Here is a 14,041-nt window from a genome sequence, read left to right as displayed (position 1 = left end):
CGACACTCTACCTCCAAAACAGGTAGTGTGGGGGCTTTCTGAACCCGAACGAAGGAGCAATCATGAAACGCACACTGACAGTCTTGGCCGCGGCGGCACTGCTCGCAGGCTGCTCGAACGGCACGGACGAGGCACCAGCGACGAAGACCGTGACGGAGGCTCCGGAGACCACGGTGGCGACCAGCGTAGCGTCGGAAAGCGCGGGCGAGGCCACCAACGACGCCGCGTACGACGCGATTGAGGCGGCGCGACCATTCGGCACCGTCATTGCCATCGACCGCGAGAACAACACCAACACCTTCGAGGTCAAGGTCGCGGCAGAGGACAAGATCGTTGAGCTGCATGTCGACGGCAACCACGTGATGGAAAAGGAGTCCGAGCAGGACGCCGAGGACGTCGCGAAGGCGGGCCAGGCAACCGTCGCCATTGAAGACGCCATCAAGGACGCCCTGAGCCAGCACGACGGCATCCTCGACTCCGCCGAACTCGACGAAGACAACGGCGTACTGCAGTGGGAAGTCAGCATCGATAACCCGGACGGCTCCGACCTGGCCGAAGTGAACGTGCCGGCGAAGTAAGGATTACCGCTACCGGGGGTCAAACCCGGGTGGGTGCAACAACGCACCCGCCCGGGTTTTTGCGTTGATGGGGGAGGAGGGGCGTCGATAATTAGTTGGATTTTGTAGCTACAGCAACATGCAGCGCGTAATGTGTGCCGCGTCACTAATTGGAGTTGAAGGGAGTGAACATGGGCATCGTTGCGTTGATAGTGTTCATCGCGATCACGGTTGTGTTCAATGTTTTGCTAAAGCGCAATATTGCAGAAGCGCTGCTGATCGGCCTGGTCGGCGTGGCGCTCGTCGGCGGAACGAGGGCGCCAGAGCTGCTGTGGCTGGGAATTAAAAAGGCCGTCTCCTCGGAGGTCACGTTCGCCGGTATGGCGTTCGTGTTCATGGGGATCATTGTGCAGTCGACGGGCTTGATTGACAGGCTAATTACCATCCTGAACTCGATCTTTGGTCGGCTGCGCGGCGGGGCGGGCTACGTGTCCACCCTGGCCTCGGCGATGATGGGACTCATCGCGGGATCGACCGCTGGCAACTCCGCCACGGTCGGCTCCGTGACCATCCCGTGGATGAAGCAGACCGGCTTCTCCTCCAACAGGGCAGCGACGCTGGTCGCCGGTAATTCCGGCCTGGGCGTGGCGCTGCCGCCGAACTCCACCATGTTCATCATTCTGGCGATGCCGGCGGCTGCGGCGTCGTCGGCAAGCCAGGTGTACGTGGCGCTGGCCTGCGCCGGCGCGTACGCAGTGCTGTACCGCCTGGCGGTCGTGTTCTTCTGGACCAAGAAGGACCGCATTCCCAAAACACCAAAAGACCAGATCGTGCCGTTCGGGCAGGCGTGGGCGCAGGGGTGGCGCTCGCCGTCGATCTTCCTCGGCATCATCATCCCGGTGCTGCTCACCATCGGCCCGCTGGCCAACTGGTTCAAAAACTCCACCGGCGTCGGCGAGGACGGCATCAAGGCCATCTCCATCATCGTGTGGGTTCCGGTGTTGATCACGCTCATCGCCCTCATCGAGGGCGCCGGCCGCATCCGCCGCAACAACGCCCAGTTCAGGGCGCAAATCGTCCGTGACCTACCGAGCTTCGCCACCGTCGGCATCTCGCTGTTCGCAGCGCTCGCGGCCGCGTCCATCATGGAGGAACTCGGTGTGGGCGACCAGCTCTCCAACACGCTTGGGGCAATGGACCTGCCGAAGTGGGTCATGATCCTCGTCGTCGGCGTGCTCGCCGTCGTCGTGGCAACCCCACTGTCCTCCACCGCGACGGCAGCCGCCATCGGTGCCCCGGCAGTCGCGGCGCTCACCGCGGTGGGCATCGACCCGACGGTGGCGATCGTCGTCACCCTGCTGTGCACCTCGACGGAGGGGGCGTCGCCACCCGTGGGCGCGCCGATCTACCTCTCGGCCGCGATGGCGGAAGCCAACCCGACCAAGATGTTCATCCCGCTCATCATCTACTTCGTCCTGCCGATGATCCTGCTGGCGTGGCTCGTCGGCATGGGCATGGTCCCCGTCTACGTACCAGGAGCGTAACACCATGAACTCAATCTTCAAGCTCTTCTCCATCCTGTTCTACGTCTTCCTCGCCGCATTCCTCCTCGGCGGGCTCGCACTCGTCGGCATTCAGGCGGTCGGACTCGTCACCGGCAGCGGTGACACCATCACCGGCGCCAAAGCGGCGCTCGCGCCATGGGTCTTCGGCGCAGCTACACTTTGTGCAGTATCCGCATTCGTACTCGGCTACCGCCCCGAAGCGCTCCGAGCACAACGCGAACAACGCCAACGCGACAAAGAAGTGCAATTCCGCGAGCACCGCGACGATGCTCGGGACGAAAACAGCGCAGAATAATAGAGGACACGCATGAACACCACGCCACACGCAATCCGGGCCAAGCTCCGCAAAGACATGCCAACCCGGGCCGCTTACTCCTCTGACGCATCACTCTTCCGACGCGTCCCGGCCGCAGTACTCGAACCCAGCAGCGCACAAGACGTGCTCGACGGCATCGCCTACGCACGCGAACGCGGCTGGTCCATCGTAGGGCGTGGTGGTGGATCCTCCGTGGCTGGTAACGCCATCGGCGACGGCCTGGTCATCGACACCTCCCGCTACTTCAACCGCATCCTCGACATCGACCCGGATGCCAAAACGGCCACCGTGGAACCCGGCGTCATCTGCGACCAACTCCGCGACGCCGCCGCACCCCACGGCCTGACCTACGGTCCCGACCCCTCCACCCACTCCCGCTGCACCATCGGCGGCATGGTGGCCAACAACGCCTGCGGCTCCCACTCAGTGGCCTACGGTACCTCCGCCGACAACCTCGTCGACATCACGCTCGCACTCGCCGACGGCAGGGAAGTCACCTTCAGCGCCGACGGCTGCGACGACCCCACGCTTCACGACGCCCTCTCCGACCTCTACACCCGAAACCAGGAACTGATCCAGCGGGAACTCGGGCGCTTCCCGCGCCAAGTCTCCGGGTACGGACTGCACTACGTGGGCACCGACATGGCCAAAGCCATCGCCGGGTCCGAAGGCACCCTCGGGGTGGTTACGCGGATGACCGTGAGGCTCGTCGATAAGCCGAAGTACACCGCGCTGGCCGTGCTGTCCTTCGCGGACGTCTTCGCCGCCGCCGACGCCGCCCCCAAACTGCGCCAACCCGGCGTCGCCACCATCGAAGGCATGGGCGGCGACCTCCTCGACGCGCTACGCAGCAAAAACGGGCAAGAACACGCCGGCGAGAACCTCCCCGGCCAACCCCACGCCGGCGGCTGGCTCTACTGCGAAACCGAAGGCGACACCCTCGAAGAAGCCATCGCCGCCGCCGAAGCACTCACCACCACCGTCGAACACACCGGGGCCGTCGTCGTCAGCGACCACGCCGAAGCCCGCGCGCTGTGGCGCATCCGCGAAGCCTCCGCAGGCACCGTCACCCGCCTCCCCGACGGCGGCGAAGCCTGGCCCAACTGGGAAGACTCCGCCGTACCGCCCGAAAACCTGGCCAGCTACCTGCGCGGACTCTACGCCCTCATGGACACCTACGGCTACCGCGGCATCCCATTTGGCCACTTCGGCGAAGGCTGCGTCCACGTCCGCATCAGTTTTGACTTCCACTCAACAGAGGGCATCACCAACTTCAACAACTTCATGAACGACGCCGCCACACTCGTCACCAAGCACGGCGGGTCCCTGTCCGGCGAACACGGCGACGGCCGCGCACGCTCATCCCTGCTGCACACCATGTACAGCCCCGAAATGCGCGCCATCTTCGAAGAATTCAAACTGCTCTTCGACCCGCAACGCATCATGAACCCCGGCGTCCTCGTCTGGGCCGACGCCGTCACCGACGGCCTGCGCATGGAACCCGCCCAACGCACCCACGAAATCACACCCGTCCAACTCTTCCCACGCGACAACGGCAGCTTCACCGACGCCGTCAACCGCTGCGTCGGCGTCTCCGCCTGCCGCTCCATGGACGGCTCCATGTGCCCCTCCTTCCAAATCACCCACGACGAAATCCACTCCACCCGCGGCCGCGCCCGCATCCTCTCCGAACTCTTCCGCGGCGAAACCATCACAGGTGACGACGCCACCACCGCCCTCGACCTGTGCCTCTCCTGCAAAGCGTGCGCCTCCGAATGCCCCGTCAACGTTGACATGGCCACCTACAAAGCAGAGTTCCTCAACGACCACTACGCCGGCCGCGTCCGCCCCCGCGTGCACTACCTCATGGGCTGGCTGCCAATCCTCAGCCACATCGCCCACAAACTCCCGCTCGTGCCACGCATCACGAACTGGGCCCTCCACGCCCCCGGCGTCTCGACGGCCGTCGCGAAACTCGGCGGCGTGGACACCGGGCGGCCGCTCATCAGCTTCGCACCCGAGTCGCTGCAGAAGTGGGCGCAGAAGCGTTCGGGTGCTGCTGGCGGTGCTGCTGGTTCGCGTGAGCGGATCGTGCTGTGGCCAGACAGCTTCAACAACAAACTCAACACCGGCCCGGCGCGAGCGGCCGTCGAAACGCTGGAGATGCTCGGTTACGAGGTCATCATCCCCGACGGCTTCGTGTGCTGCGGCCTGACCTGGCACTCCACCGGCCAACTCGCGATGACGCGGCGCGTGCTTGAGCACTCCGCGCACGTGCTCAAGCCGTACCTCGACCAAGAGCTGCAGGTTGTCGCGCTGGAGCCGTCGTGCACCGTCATGCTGCAACACGACGCCACCACCCAAACCGCCGACCCCGCCGTCCGCGAACTCGCCGAAGCCACCCACACCTTCGCCGAAATCGTCGCCCCGAAAATCCAGGAGCTCGTCGCCGACGGCAAGGTGCGCAAGCACAGCGGAAGCATCCTCACCCAAGTGCACTGCCACGAGAAGTCACTCGGCGACCCGCAGCAGTCCTCCCTGATCCTGGCGGCGCTCGGCTACGACGAAGAACAGATCCAAACCGGGTGCTGCGGCCTCGCCGGCAACTGGGGCTTCGAAGACGGCCACGCCGAAATGTCGCTGGAGCTGGGAGAACGCGAACTGTTCCCGCGCGTGAGGGAACACGACGGCCCCGTCGTCGCCGACGGATTCTCCTGCCGCACCCAAGTCGAGCAGGGCACGGGCACCCAGGCGCAGCACGTCGCCGAAATCGTGCGCGATGTGCTGCGGGAGGAGCTCGGGTAGCCGATTTCGAGTAGCGTGTGGGCATGAACCACACCATCGAACACCAGCTACAGCACAGGACGATCCGCGAGTTTGAGCGGAGGGGCGTCGATAAGGAGGTGCTGGACCAGCTCTTCGAGGTCGCGATGCGCACAGCGAGCTCGCGCGGCCTGCAGCAAGCCAGCATCATCCACGTCACCGACGCCGACCTGCAGCGAAGGCTGGCGGAGATCGGGCAGCAGGAATACGTCGGGCGCGCGCCCGTCTACCTGCTGTTCATCGTGGACACCGCGCGCAACGCCGCGCTGCTCGACGACCCCTCAGCCGCCGGGCACACCCGCCCCTTCGTCGAAGGATTTACCGACGCCTGCCTCATGGCCCAAAACGTAGTCAACGCGGCGGAGTCACTCGGGATGGGAGCCAACTACCTCGGCAACATCCACAACGACCTCCAAGCCGTCGTTGACCTGCTGGAACTGCCACGCTTTACCTTCCCAGTCGTTGGGCTGACCCTGGGCTGGCCCGCCCAAGAACCGCAGCTCAAACCACGCATCCCGGCGCGTCTGCGCGTCATGGAAAACACCTACCAGGCCCCCGCGAGCTGGTCCGAGGCGCTGGGGGAATACGACCAGGAGATGACCACCTACTACGACCTCCGCGACAAAAATCGCAGATCCGACAAGTTCTTCCGCCAAGTCCGCGCAGGGTTGCCGACGCACGCCGTGCCACAGGATGGGTCCCTCGACGTAGCGAGGAGGCAGGGGTTCGAGATCTAGTTTTTTGGGGGTGCCAGTGCCAAAGGACGCAATTCCTGTTGGATGAGGGGGTAAAAGCCCAGGTCACGAAGAAGGGGTTGCGTCCTTTGGCACTGGGGTGAGGGGGAGCGCACCAAATTCCTGGATTCGCAGCCGGGTTTGGAAAAGCCCAGGTCGGCGGGGGTACGGGAGGGAATGTGGTGTCCCATCGGGAGGGAGTGAGTGAGGCTAGAGGCCTGTTTGTGCGCTGAGGATCTCGTCGCGCAAGCGCTCGAAGTACTCGCACCCCTCCAAGAAGCTCACATTGGTGAGTGCCTCGACCCAACGGGACCGGTCCGTCGTGAAGCGGGAATCGTGCTTTCGCTTTCGGCGCCCGCGGGTGGCGAAGTGGGCGTCGTGAAGCTGTTTTAGCCGATCCTTCGCCGCAACATTCGGGATAGTTTTCCTGGCTGGCAGATCCTTCGCAGGAATGTTGATCCCCAGCTGTGCCTGATACTGCGGACTGTGCAGTGCGTGGAGCACCCACGCCTCAGTCATTTTCACCGGCACAACGGGAACAACCGCGAACTCCGGGCTGACCTCTTCGGACGCCTGGTGGACTTCAAGCTCACGGCGCTCATAGCCGTCATTGTCTGCATCCCGATGAACAAAAACAATGTCAGGCGTTTGACCCTGATCCATGATGAGCTGAAGGACATCAGCCGTGCGCTTCGACCCCGCGAAAGGCTGAGCAACAATTTGGGAGTCAGCCCCGAATCCGAGATCGATGAGGAGCGCCTTGAGCGGGCTCATCAAGCCATCGTCGCTGGTACCCTCGCGAACGAGCAAACAGTACAGTGGTCTACTCATTGATCCCCCTCATCTTCTACCGCGAAGAACTCCCGGAAGTTGAGCTCCGGAAACGACTCGCGAAGAAGCTCCTCAACGTTCGCAGCCGAAGCCTTCACCTTCGACTTCCTCCAGCTCCCCTCCGCCACCACCGGGGTGAGGACCAGCGAGCCATTCATCGGATCCTTCGACCCCAGCAACAGCTCGTCAAAATTGTCCTTGTGCAGCGCTAAAAATGCTGGTGAATGGGTATTCACGATGACCTGACGAAGCGGATTCTCCGCCCCAATTGCTTCCTCAGGATCCACACTCAAATTGTGCAACAGCCAATACATCGCCTGGATCTTTAACGGGTGAATGCCGTTCTCGGGCTCTTCGAAGCAGATCAGGCGGCTCCCACCGGAGTCAAGCAAGATCGTGCCTAGGACCAGGAAGCGCAACGTCCCGTCAGAAAGAGAACGGGCAGACACCACACCGCCATTACCGACCTGCGCCTGCAGCGTAAACACCTGGCGTGCCTCGTCAAAGTCCACCGTAACGCTGCGCACATCGACAAGATCTCCGACGATGTCAGCAAGCTCCGCAAGCACATCATGATCCGGCGACTGCCCCACAAGACGATCCAACGTCTTCGGCAGGTTCCCGCCCTTCGCACTAATAAAGTCGGGAGCCAACGCCTCGCTCGGCGCGCGCATGGCACTCGGCTCAAGGGAAAGGTACATCCACGCATCCAGCTCCCGGCGCGCCGCCATAATCACCGGATACTGGTCCTGCTGCCCATACACCGACAGCGCAGTACGGGCCGGCGCATCCCCGCTCAGCGACACCAACGACGGCCTTCCCTGACTTCCATGCCGCACATGGATTTGTCGTTCCTGCTCACTCGTCTCAATAAACGCTTTTCGACGTCCGCCCATGATCGCAGACTCAACAAAGCTTTTCTTTGCCCAACCCAGCTTCTCTCGAGCATCCGCCTTCGTGAGCGGTTTTAGCTCCTCACGGGTGACAACAATGCTGGAAACATTCCTATTGTTACCAACAGTCACGTCCCGCAGCTCAAGATCAACCTCATACCGGAGATACGTCTGATCAGCAGTAATCGACTTGCCGAAGGAATCCTCAAACTCCTTCTCCGTAATCATCTCTGCAGCAAACGACATCTTGCCACCCGGCGCGAAAATATCGCGCACGTCCCCGCCATTACCCCGGATCTTGATGGCAGCCTCATTCAACGTCCGCGACCCAGTGAGCGCTAGGAACTGGAGAGCGTCGAAAAGATTAGATTTACCAATAGCATTCGCCCCGGCGACACAGGTGTATGGGCCGAGGTCGATAGCTAGGTTGCGCAGGTTCTTAAACCCATCAACTTCAAAGCGGGTAAGCATACCGAAATACTAACCCACGCCTAGCTAGTCAAAGACGCGATGGAACCAAAGCGCGCGACGCAGCGTCAAACTCTTGAAGAACCTGAACCATCAGGTTCCCCGACAGGAAAGGACACCACATGAAGCGAATCATTGCTTCCGTAACCGCAGTAGCCATGCTGGCTACCACCGCCACACCGGCAAACGCCGCCAACGCTAAGTACCAGAACGGTACCTGCGCGTTCACCCTGTTCGACGACGAGCTTCCCAGTCTCAAAGCAAGCACCATCGCACCCAAGAAAGCACTTTCGGAGGCCGGGTTGCGCGAGGCATTCGCGCTGGTAACGCCGCAAGAAGCATCGGACAAGCTGACACTCCTCGATCAGGAGGTCGCCGCACTCACCAAGCAGCGCTCAGAACTACTCGACGCCACCACCAACGGCACAGCCGACGAACAACAACTTAAACAGCTCAACTCCCAGCTCAAGTTCCTTCGCGCTTTCGAGCCTGCCCTGAAAGCCTGCTCTCAGCGCGAGGACTACAAGGGGAGAGTAGTCCGAAGCCCACGTCCAAAGCAGACTGGACCAAAGCAGACCGGGTCAATCGGCAACAGCGAAGGAAGTAGCATTAAAGATGTGAGCCCAGCAGAGATGCACGATTGGCTCAGCGTCGCTGGCCCACTCGCCGGGATCTTCCTCGCAGTAGCGCTCGGCGCGGCCGCGCTCGTGACGGTGGTCTTCCCCGCATTGGCGCCGAAGCTGCCGTTCTAGGAGCTCTTTAAGGGAGCCAGTGCCACAGGACGCAATTCCTGTTGGGGGAGAGGGTAAAAGCCCAGTTCGTGAAAAGGGGGTTGCGTCCTTTGGCACTGAGGTGAGGGGGCACCAAATTCCCTCGCTCGGAATTTGCGACCTGGGAAAACGCCGAGGGGGTCTGGCGGAAAACGGGAATGTGGTGCGCCGGGGCGGTGGGGGTGAGAGCAAAAGCCCAGGTCGGCTGCGAACCGGAAAGGAATTAGGCGCGCAGTTCGGGGAGTGGGGGTGAACTTTCGAGCGAAAAGCACGCAAACACTATACAAAGTGTGCGCCAGGCCACTAACGTGCCCGATATGACACAACGCACATTCACTGCCCAGAGTGGGTCGGGCAATAGCTCCAGTGAAGCCATGATTGAACTTACGGGAGTACAGAAGCACTTCGGCGACTACCACGCGCTCCGAAACATCAACCTTACTGTGCCGAAAGGCCAGGTTGTGGTGGTGCTCGGGCCGTCGGGGTCGGGGAAGTCGACGCTGTGCCGCACGATCAACAGGCTCGAAACGATTGACGAAGGCACCATCACCATCGACGGGGTTCCGCTGCCGGAAGAGGGCAAGGCCCTCGCGAAGTTGCGGGCGGACGTCGGGATGGTGTTCCAATCCTTCAACTTGTTCCCGCACCTGACCATCAAGGACAACGTGACGCTTGGTCCGTTGAAGGTGCGGAAGCAGGGGAAGGGGGACGTCGAGAAGCGGGCGATTGAGCTGCTGGACCGCGTGGGCATCGCGAATCAGGCGGACAAGTACCCGGCGCAACTGTCGGGTGGGCAGCAGCAGCGCGTCGCGATTGCGCGGGCGCTCGCCATGTCACCCAAAGTCATGCTTTTCGACGAGCCCACCTCCGCCCTCGACCCCGAAATGGTCAATGAAGTGCTTGATGTCATGGCCAACCTCGCCAACGAGGGGATGACGATGCTCGTGGTCACACACGAAATGGGCTTCGCCCGGCGCGTCGCCGACCGCATCATCTTCATGGCAGACGGCGCGATCATCGAAGACGCCACACCCGAAGAGTTCTTCACCAACCCGAAAACCGACAGGGCGAAAGACTTCCTGGCCAAAATCCTGGCCCACTAACCGAAAGGACAACACCATGAACATCCGTTACGCCGCACTCACCGCCGCGCTCTCCGCTGCTGCCGCAACCCTCGTCGCCTGTGGCGGCGGTGCCGGCGAAGGCACCGACCTCCTCGGCCAGATCGAATCCGGCCAGGTCACCCTGGGCACCAAGTATGACCAGCCGGGCCTCGGCCTGCGCAACCCGGACGGCACCATGTCCGGCCTCGACGTCGACGTGGCGACGTACGTGGTCAACCACATCGCGAAGGCGAACGGCTGGGCAGAACCGACCATCACCTGGCGCGAAAGCCCATCCGCACAGCGCGAAACCCTCATCCAGAACGGCGAGGTAGGCGCCATCGCGGCGACCTACTCCATCAACAAGGGCCGCTCCGAGTCCGTCAACTTCGGCGGGCCGTACCTGGTCACGCACCAGGCGCTCCTGGTCAGCAACGACAACACCGACATCAAGGGCCTCGAAGACCTCGACGGCAAGATCCTCTGCTCCGTCACCGGCTCCACCCCAGCCCAGAAGGTCAAGGACGCCCTGCCAGGCGTGCAACTCCAGGAGTACGACACCTACTCCTCCTGCGTTGAAGCACTCCGCCAAGGCAACATCGACGCCATGACCACCGACGCCACCATCCTGCTCGGCTACTCCGCCCAAACCCCAGGCGACTTCAAGGTCGTCGAAATGACCAAGGACGGCAAGCCATTCACCGACGAGTACTACGGCATCGGCCTGGCAAAGGGCGACACCGCAGGCACCGACGCCATCAACAACGCGCTCAAGGAACTGCAAACGTCCGGGGAGTTCGACGCCCTCGTCGATAAGAACCTTGGCGGCGACGACGCAGTCGACGCCGGCACCCCTGGCGACCTCTCCTTCATCGAACAGTAAGACCCCCTAAGGCAGGAACATCATGTCCACACTCTGGTCCGACCTGGGCCCGCAGCTCTGGGCAGCCTTCTGGCTGACCATCAAGCTCACCATCTACTCCGCAATCGGCTCCATGATTGTGGGCACGATCCTCACCGCGATGCGAGTCGCACCCATCCCCGTGCTGCGCGCGATGTCCACGTTCTACATCAACGTCGTGCGCAACACACCGCTGACCCTCATCATCATCTTCTGCTCCTTCGGGCTCTACCAAAACCTCGGCATCACCCTCGCCGATAGAGAGTCCGCGACCTTCCTGGTAGACAACAACTTCCGCCTCGCCGTACTCGGGTTCATCATTTACACCTCGGCGTTCGTCGCGGAATCGCTGCGCTCCGGCATCAACACCGTCCACTTCGGGCAAGCCGAAGCCGCCCGATCCCTCGGACTCAGCTTCGGCCAAACATTCAGCAACATCATCTTCCCCCAAGCCGTCCGCGCAGCCATCGTACCGCTCGGCAACACGCTCATCGCGCTGACGAAAAACACCACCATCGCATCCGCAATCGGTGTCGCCGAAGCATCCCTCCTGATGAAATCCACCATCGAAAACCACGCCAACATGCTCTTCCCCATCTTCGGGATCTTCGCACTCGGCTTCATCATCCTCACCCTGCCAACCGGCCTCGCCCTTGGCGCCCTCTCCGAACGCATGGCGGTGAAAAAATAATGAGCGTCCGCGCAACAGTACTTTACGACGTCCCCGGCCCCAACGGCCGCCGCACCAACCGCATCCTCACCGGCATCAGCCTGGTCGTCTGCCTCGCAATTGCCGCATGGGTCTTCTGGAAACTGCAGGCCAACGGGCAACTCGCCGCCGCGAAATGGACCCCGTTCCTCAACTCCCAAACCTGGACCACCTACATCCTCCCCGGCCTCATGGGCACCCTCAAAGCCGCGGTGGCATCCATCCTGCTCGCGCTGGCCGTCGGCATCCTCCTCGGCCTCGGCAGGCTCTCCCGCAATAAGGCGTTGCGCTGGGTGTGTGGCGTCATCGTCGAGATCTTCCGCGCCATCCCAGTGCTCCTCCTCATGATCTTCGCCTACCAACTCTTCGCCATCTACCACCTCGCCCCGCCAAAGCACCTGGCGTTCGCCGCCGTCGTCTTCGGGCTCACCATGTACAACGGGTCCGTCATCGCCGAAATCCTCCGCTCCGGCATCAAGAGCCTCCCCAAAGGCCAAACCGAAGCCGCCGAAGCACTCGGCCTCACCTACCCACAAACCATGCGGACCATCCTGCTGCCCCAAGCCATCGCCGCCATGCTGCCAGCCCTGATCGCCCAAATGATCATCGCGCTCAAAGACTCCGCACTCGGCTACCAAATCGGCTACGTCGAAGTGGTCCGCTCCGGCATCCAAAGCGCATCCGCCAACCAGAACTTCCTCGCCTCGCTGGCCGTCGTGGCCATTATCATGATCCTCATTAACTGGGGACTCACCGTCCTCGCCCAACGCGTCGAACGCCAACTGCGCGCCGGCCGCGCCCGCCGCAACATCTTCGCCAAGGTGCCCGAACTCGCTGACCAGGGGTTGGACACCAAGGACAACGTCAACGTCGACTGGCATGACCCCGACTACGTGGAGATCCGGAACCCGGACGAATAGGGGCTTGGTTTTTGGGGGTGCACACACCAAATTCCTGGTTTTCGGCAGCCGGGTTTGGAAAAGCCCAGGTCGCTGGGAGTCGGTGAGGGAATGTGGTGTCGCGTCAGCGAGTGCGAGTGACAAAGGACGCAATTCCTGCTGGGGGAGGGGATAAAAGCCCAGGTCGTGAAAATGGGGTTGCGTGCTTTGGCACTGAGGCGAGGGGGAGTGCACCAAATTCTCCCTCGTGGCGTTGGCGACCTGGGGAAACGCCGAAGGCTTTTCTGGAATCAAGGAATGTGGTGTACGCGAGGATCGGCAATGCACCAAATTCCTGGATTCTGGCAGCCGGGTTTGAAAAAGCCCAGGTCGCTGGGGGCTGGCGAGGGAATGTGGTGCGCGCCTAGGAGAGGAGGGCGTCCACCAGTTCGAGGGCGTCCTCGACGGAAAACTCCTCGGGGCGGTTCGCGTTGTGGGTGGAGTAGGCGTCGATAATGTGGCGCCACCTGCGAGGAATCCCCTCCTCCCCGTACACCGCACCCAGGAACGCGCCGGCAATCGCGGCGTTTGTGTCCGTGTCGCCGCCCATCCCGACAATCGCGACGAGGTCCTCCTCGAAGGAGACACCGTTCGCGACGAAATAGCAGACAATATTGAAGGCGAACTTCACGTACCCCATCTGCTAGCTATAGACGTCCACGGGAAGGTACTGCATGAACTCCCTAATTGTCGACGCCTCATCCCCAGCCGCCGCGAGCAGCGACTCGCAAGGATCCTGGCCACTGATCGTGCGGGCGAGCGCCTCACAATACATACCGTTGATGGCCACCGGGTACTCGTTGGGGTGAGTGAGGCGAGCGTCGGCGCGGGCGTGGTCGCCGGCGAGCTGCGGGTCGTGCGCGTACGCGATGGCAATCGGGCTGACCCGCATCAACGCACCATTCGACTTGCTAGCTGAGTTCGGCGCAAACGGTGGCCGAAGCGCAGCCGCACACGTATTACCGATATCCGGCGGAAACGACGCTGCCCACCGCACATACGACTCGAACACGTCCTTTTCTTCATACCCGCCGCAGCGCACCATGCTGCGGGCGAGCGCCAGCGCCAGCTCAGAGTCGTCGGTGGCCTGGCCCGGCGCGACATTGAACGGGCCGCCACCAGTCAGCTCGCGGACACCATCCGGGAAATTGCGCCGAATCTGCGCGGGGGAGGAGAACTCGACGATCGCGCCGAGGTTATCGCCGATGATCTGGCCGTACATGGCGCCGCGGGCCCGCGCGCGTAATGACTGATCCATGATGGGTTCCTTTCTTTGGTGGTTGCAACCATCAGGATACGAACGAGACCCGACACGGCAGGCGTATGAGGCGAAACTATGTTCGAGGTTGGGGTACCAGTGCCAAAGGACGCAATTCCTGTTGGGAGAGGGGGTAAAAGTCCAGGTCGTGAAAAGGGGGTTGCGTCCTTTGGCA

General features: G+C 62.3%; 12 protein-coding genes and 1 pseudogene. 10 read left to right on the top strand and 3 right to left on the bottom strand.

Annotated elements, in window-relative coordinates; translation table 11 throughout:
- Positions 1–62: 62 nt before the first annotated feature.
- The 5 genes from QP752_RS10600 (at position 63) to QP752_RS10580 (ending at position 5,998) form a co-directional block, all read left to right on the top strand.
- Complete coding sequence (locus tag QP752_RS10600; protein ID WP_256042065.1) at positions 63–578, top strand: PepSY domain-containing protein; 516 nt, start codon at positions 63–65, stop codon at positions 576–578.
- Between the two features lie 170 nt (positions 579–748).
- Entirely contained in the window at positions 749–2,101 is a 1,353-nt protein-coding gene (locus QP752_RS10595) for a TRAP transporter large permease subunit (protein WP_256005759.1), read from the top strand.
- Positions 2,102–2,105: 4 nt separating this feature from the next.
- Positions 2,106–2,417: a hypothetical protein gene (locus QP752_RS10590; RefSeq protein WP_284805470.1), complete on the top strand. Its 312-nt coding sequence runs from the start codon at positions 2,106–2,108 to the stop codon at positions 2,415–2,417.
- Positions 2,418–2,429: 12 nt separating this feature from the next.
- Positions 2,430–5,243, top strand: a complete 2,814-nt coding sequence (locus QP752_RS10585; protein WP_284805469.1) for an FAD-binding and (Fe-S)-binding domain-containing protein — start codon at positions 2,430–2,432, stop codon at positions 5,241–5,243.
- 23 nt (positions 5,244–5,266) lie between these two features.
- Complete coding sequence (locus tag QP752_RS10580) at positions 5,267–5,998, top strand: nitroreductase family protein (RefSeq protein WP_284805468.1); 732 nt, start codon at positions 5,267–5,269, stop codon at positions 5,996–5,998.
- 207 nt (positions 5,999–6,205) lie between these two features.
- Here QP752_RS10580 and QP752_RS10575 read toward each other — a convergent pair whose 3' ends face one another.
- Both QP752_RS10575 and QP752_RS10570 read right to left on the bottom strand, forming a co-directional pair.
- Positions 6,206–6,826 carry a hypothetical protein gene (locus QP752_RS10575; protein ID WP_284805467.1) on the bottom strand — a complete coding sequence of 207 codons (621 nt, stop codon included), beginning with the start codon at positions 6,824–6,826 and terminating at the stop codon, positions 6,206–6,208.
- Entirely contained in the window at positions 6,823–8,190 is a 1,368-nt protein-coding gene (locus QP752_RS10570) for an AAA family ATPase (protein ID WP_284805466.1), read from the bottom strand. Before QP752_RS10570 ends, QP752_RS10575 begins: the two co-directional genes overlap by 4 nt.
- Before the next feature lie 119 nt (positions 8,191–8,309).
- On the opposite strand from QP752_RS10570, the gene QP752_RS10565 reads away from it, so the two are divergent.
- From QP752_RS10565 to QP752_RS10545, 5 genes are all read left to right on the top strand, one after another.
- Positions 8,310–8,939: a hypothetical protein gene (locus tag QP752_RS10565; protein ID WP_284805465.1), complete on the top strand. Its 630-nt coding sequence runs from the start codon at positions 8,310–8,312 to the stop codon at positions 8,937–8,939.
- 392 nt (positions 8,940–9,331) lie between these two features.
- Complete coding sequence (gene gluA / locus QP752_RS10560; protein ID WP_284805464.1) at positions 9,332–10,060, top strand: glutamate ABC transporter ATP-binding protein GluA; 729 nt, start codon at positions 9,332–9,334, stop codon at positions 10,058–10,060.
- A 16-nt stretch (positions 10,061–10,076) separates the two neighbouring features.
- The gene (locus QP752_RS10555; protein WP_070361657.1) at positions 10,077–10,943 is read left to right on the top strand and encodes a glutamate ABC transporter substrate-binding protein; all 867 of its coding nucleotides are present in this window, start codon (positions 10,077–10,079) and stop codon (positions 10,941–10,943) included.
- 22 nt (positions 10,944–10,965) lie between these two features.
- On the top strand, positions 10,966–11,652 hold the full coding sequence (gene gluC, locus QP752_RS10550) for a glutamate ABC transporter permease GluC (protein ID WP_070478673.1): 687 nt from the start codon (positions 10,966–10,968) through the stop codon (positions 11,650–11,652).
- Positions 11,652–12,590, top strand: a complete 939-nt coding sequence (locus tag QP752_RS10545; protein ID WP_284805463.1) for an amino acid ABC transporter permease — start codon at positions 11,652–11,654, stop codon at positions 12,588–12,590. Before gluC ends, QP752_RS10545 begins: the two co-directional genes overlap by 1 nt.
- A 382-nt stretch (positions 12,591–12,972) precedes the next feature.
- Here the strand turns inward: QP752_RS10545 and QP752_RS10540 are convergent.
- Positions 12,973–13,830 (bottom strand): annotated as a pseudogene (locus tag QP752_RS10540) (ADP-ribosylglycohydrolase family protein).
- Positions 13,831–14,041: the final 211 nt, after the last annotated feature.

It is taken from the genome of Corynebacterium sp. UMB10321 (assembly GCF_030228725.1).
Taxonomy (GTDB): Bacteria; Actinomycetota; Actinomycetes; order Mycobacteriales; family Mycobacteriaceae; genus Corynebacterium; species Corynebacterium pseudogenitalium.
This window is presented reverse-complemented; position numbering and strand designations above follow the sequence as displayed.

Coding starts and splice junctions, on each gene's coding strand:
- QP752_RS10545 (WP_284805463.1), top strand. CDS start 11,652: ATGAGCGTCCGCGCAACAGTACTTTACGACGTCCCCGGCCCCAACGGC.
- QP752_RS10570 (WP_284805466.1), bottom strand. CDS start 8,190: ATGCTTACCCGCTTTGAAGTTGATGGGTTTAAGAACCTGCGCAACCTA.
- QP752_RS10555 (WP_070361657.1), top strand. CDS start 10,077: ATGAACATCCGTTACGCCGCACTCACCGCCGCGCTCTCCGCTGCTGCC.
- QP752_RS10600 (WP_256042065.1), top strand. CDS start 63: ATGAAACGCACACTGACAGTCTTGGCCGCGGCGGCACTGCTCGCAGGC.
- QP752_RS10590 (WP_284805470.1), top strand. CDS start 2,106: ATGAACTCAATCTTCAAGCTCTTCTCCATCCTGTTCTACGTCTTCCTC.
- QP752_RS10595 (WP_256005759.1), top strand. CDS start 749: ATGGGCATCGTTGCGTTGATAGTGTTCATCGCGATCACGGTTGTGTTC.
- gluA (WP_284805464.1), top strand. CDS start 9,332: ATGATTGAACTTACGGGAGTACAGAAGCACTTCGGCGACTACCACGCG.
- QP752_RS10575 (WP_284805467.1), bottom strand. CDS start 6,826: ATGAGTAGACCACTGTACTGTTTGCTCGTTCGCGAGGGTACCAGCGAC.
- QP752_RS10580 (WP_284805468.1), top strand. CDS start 5,267: ATGAACCACACCATCGAACACCAGCTACAGCACAGGACGATCCGCGAG.
- QP752_RS10565 (WP_284805465.1), top strand. CDS start 8,310: ATGAAGCGAATCATTGCTTCCGTAACCGCAGTAGCCATGCTGGCTACC.
- gluC (WP_070478673.1), top strand. CDS start 10,966: ATGTCCACACTCTGGTCCGACCTGGGCCCGCAGCTCTGGGCAGCCTTC.
- QP752_RS10585 (WP_284805469.1), top strand. CDS start 2,430: ATGAACACCACGCCACACGCAATCCGGGCCAAGCTCCGCAAAGACATG.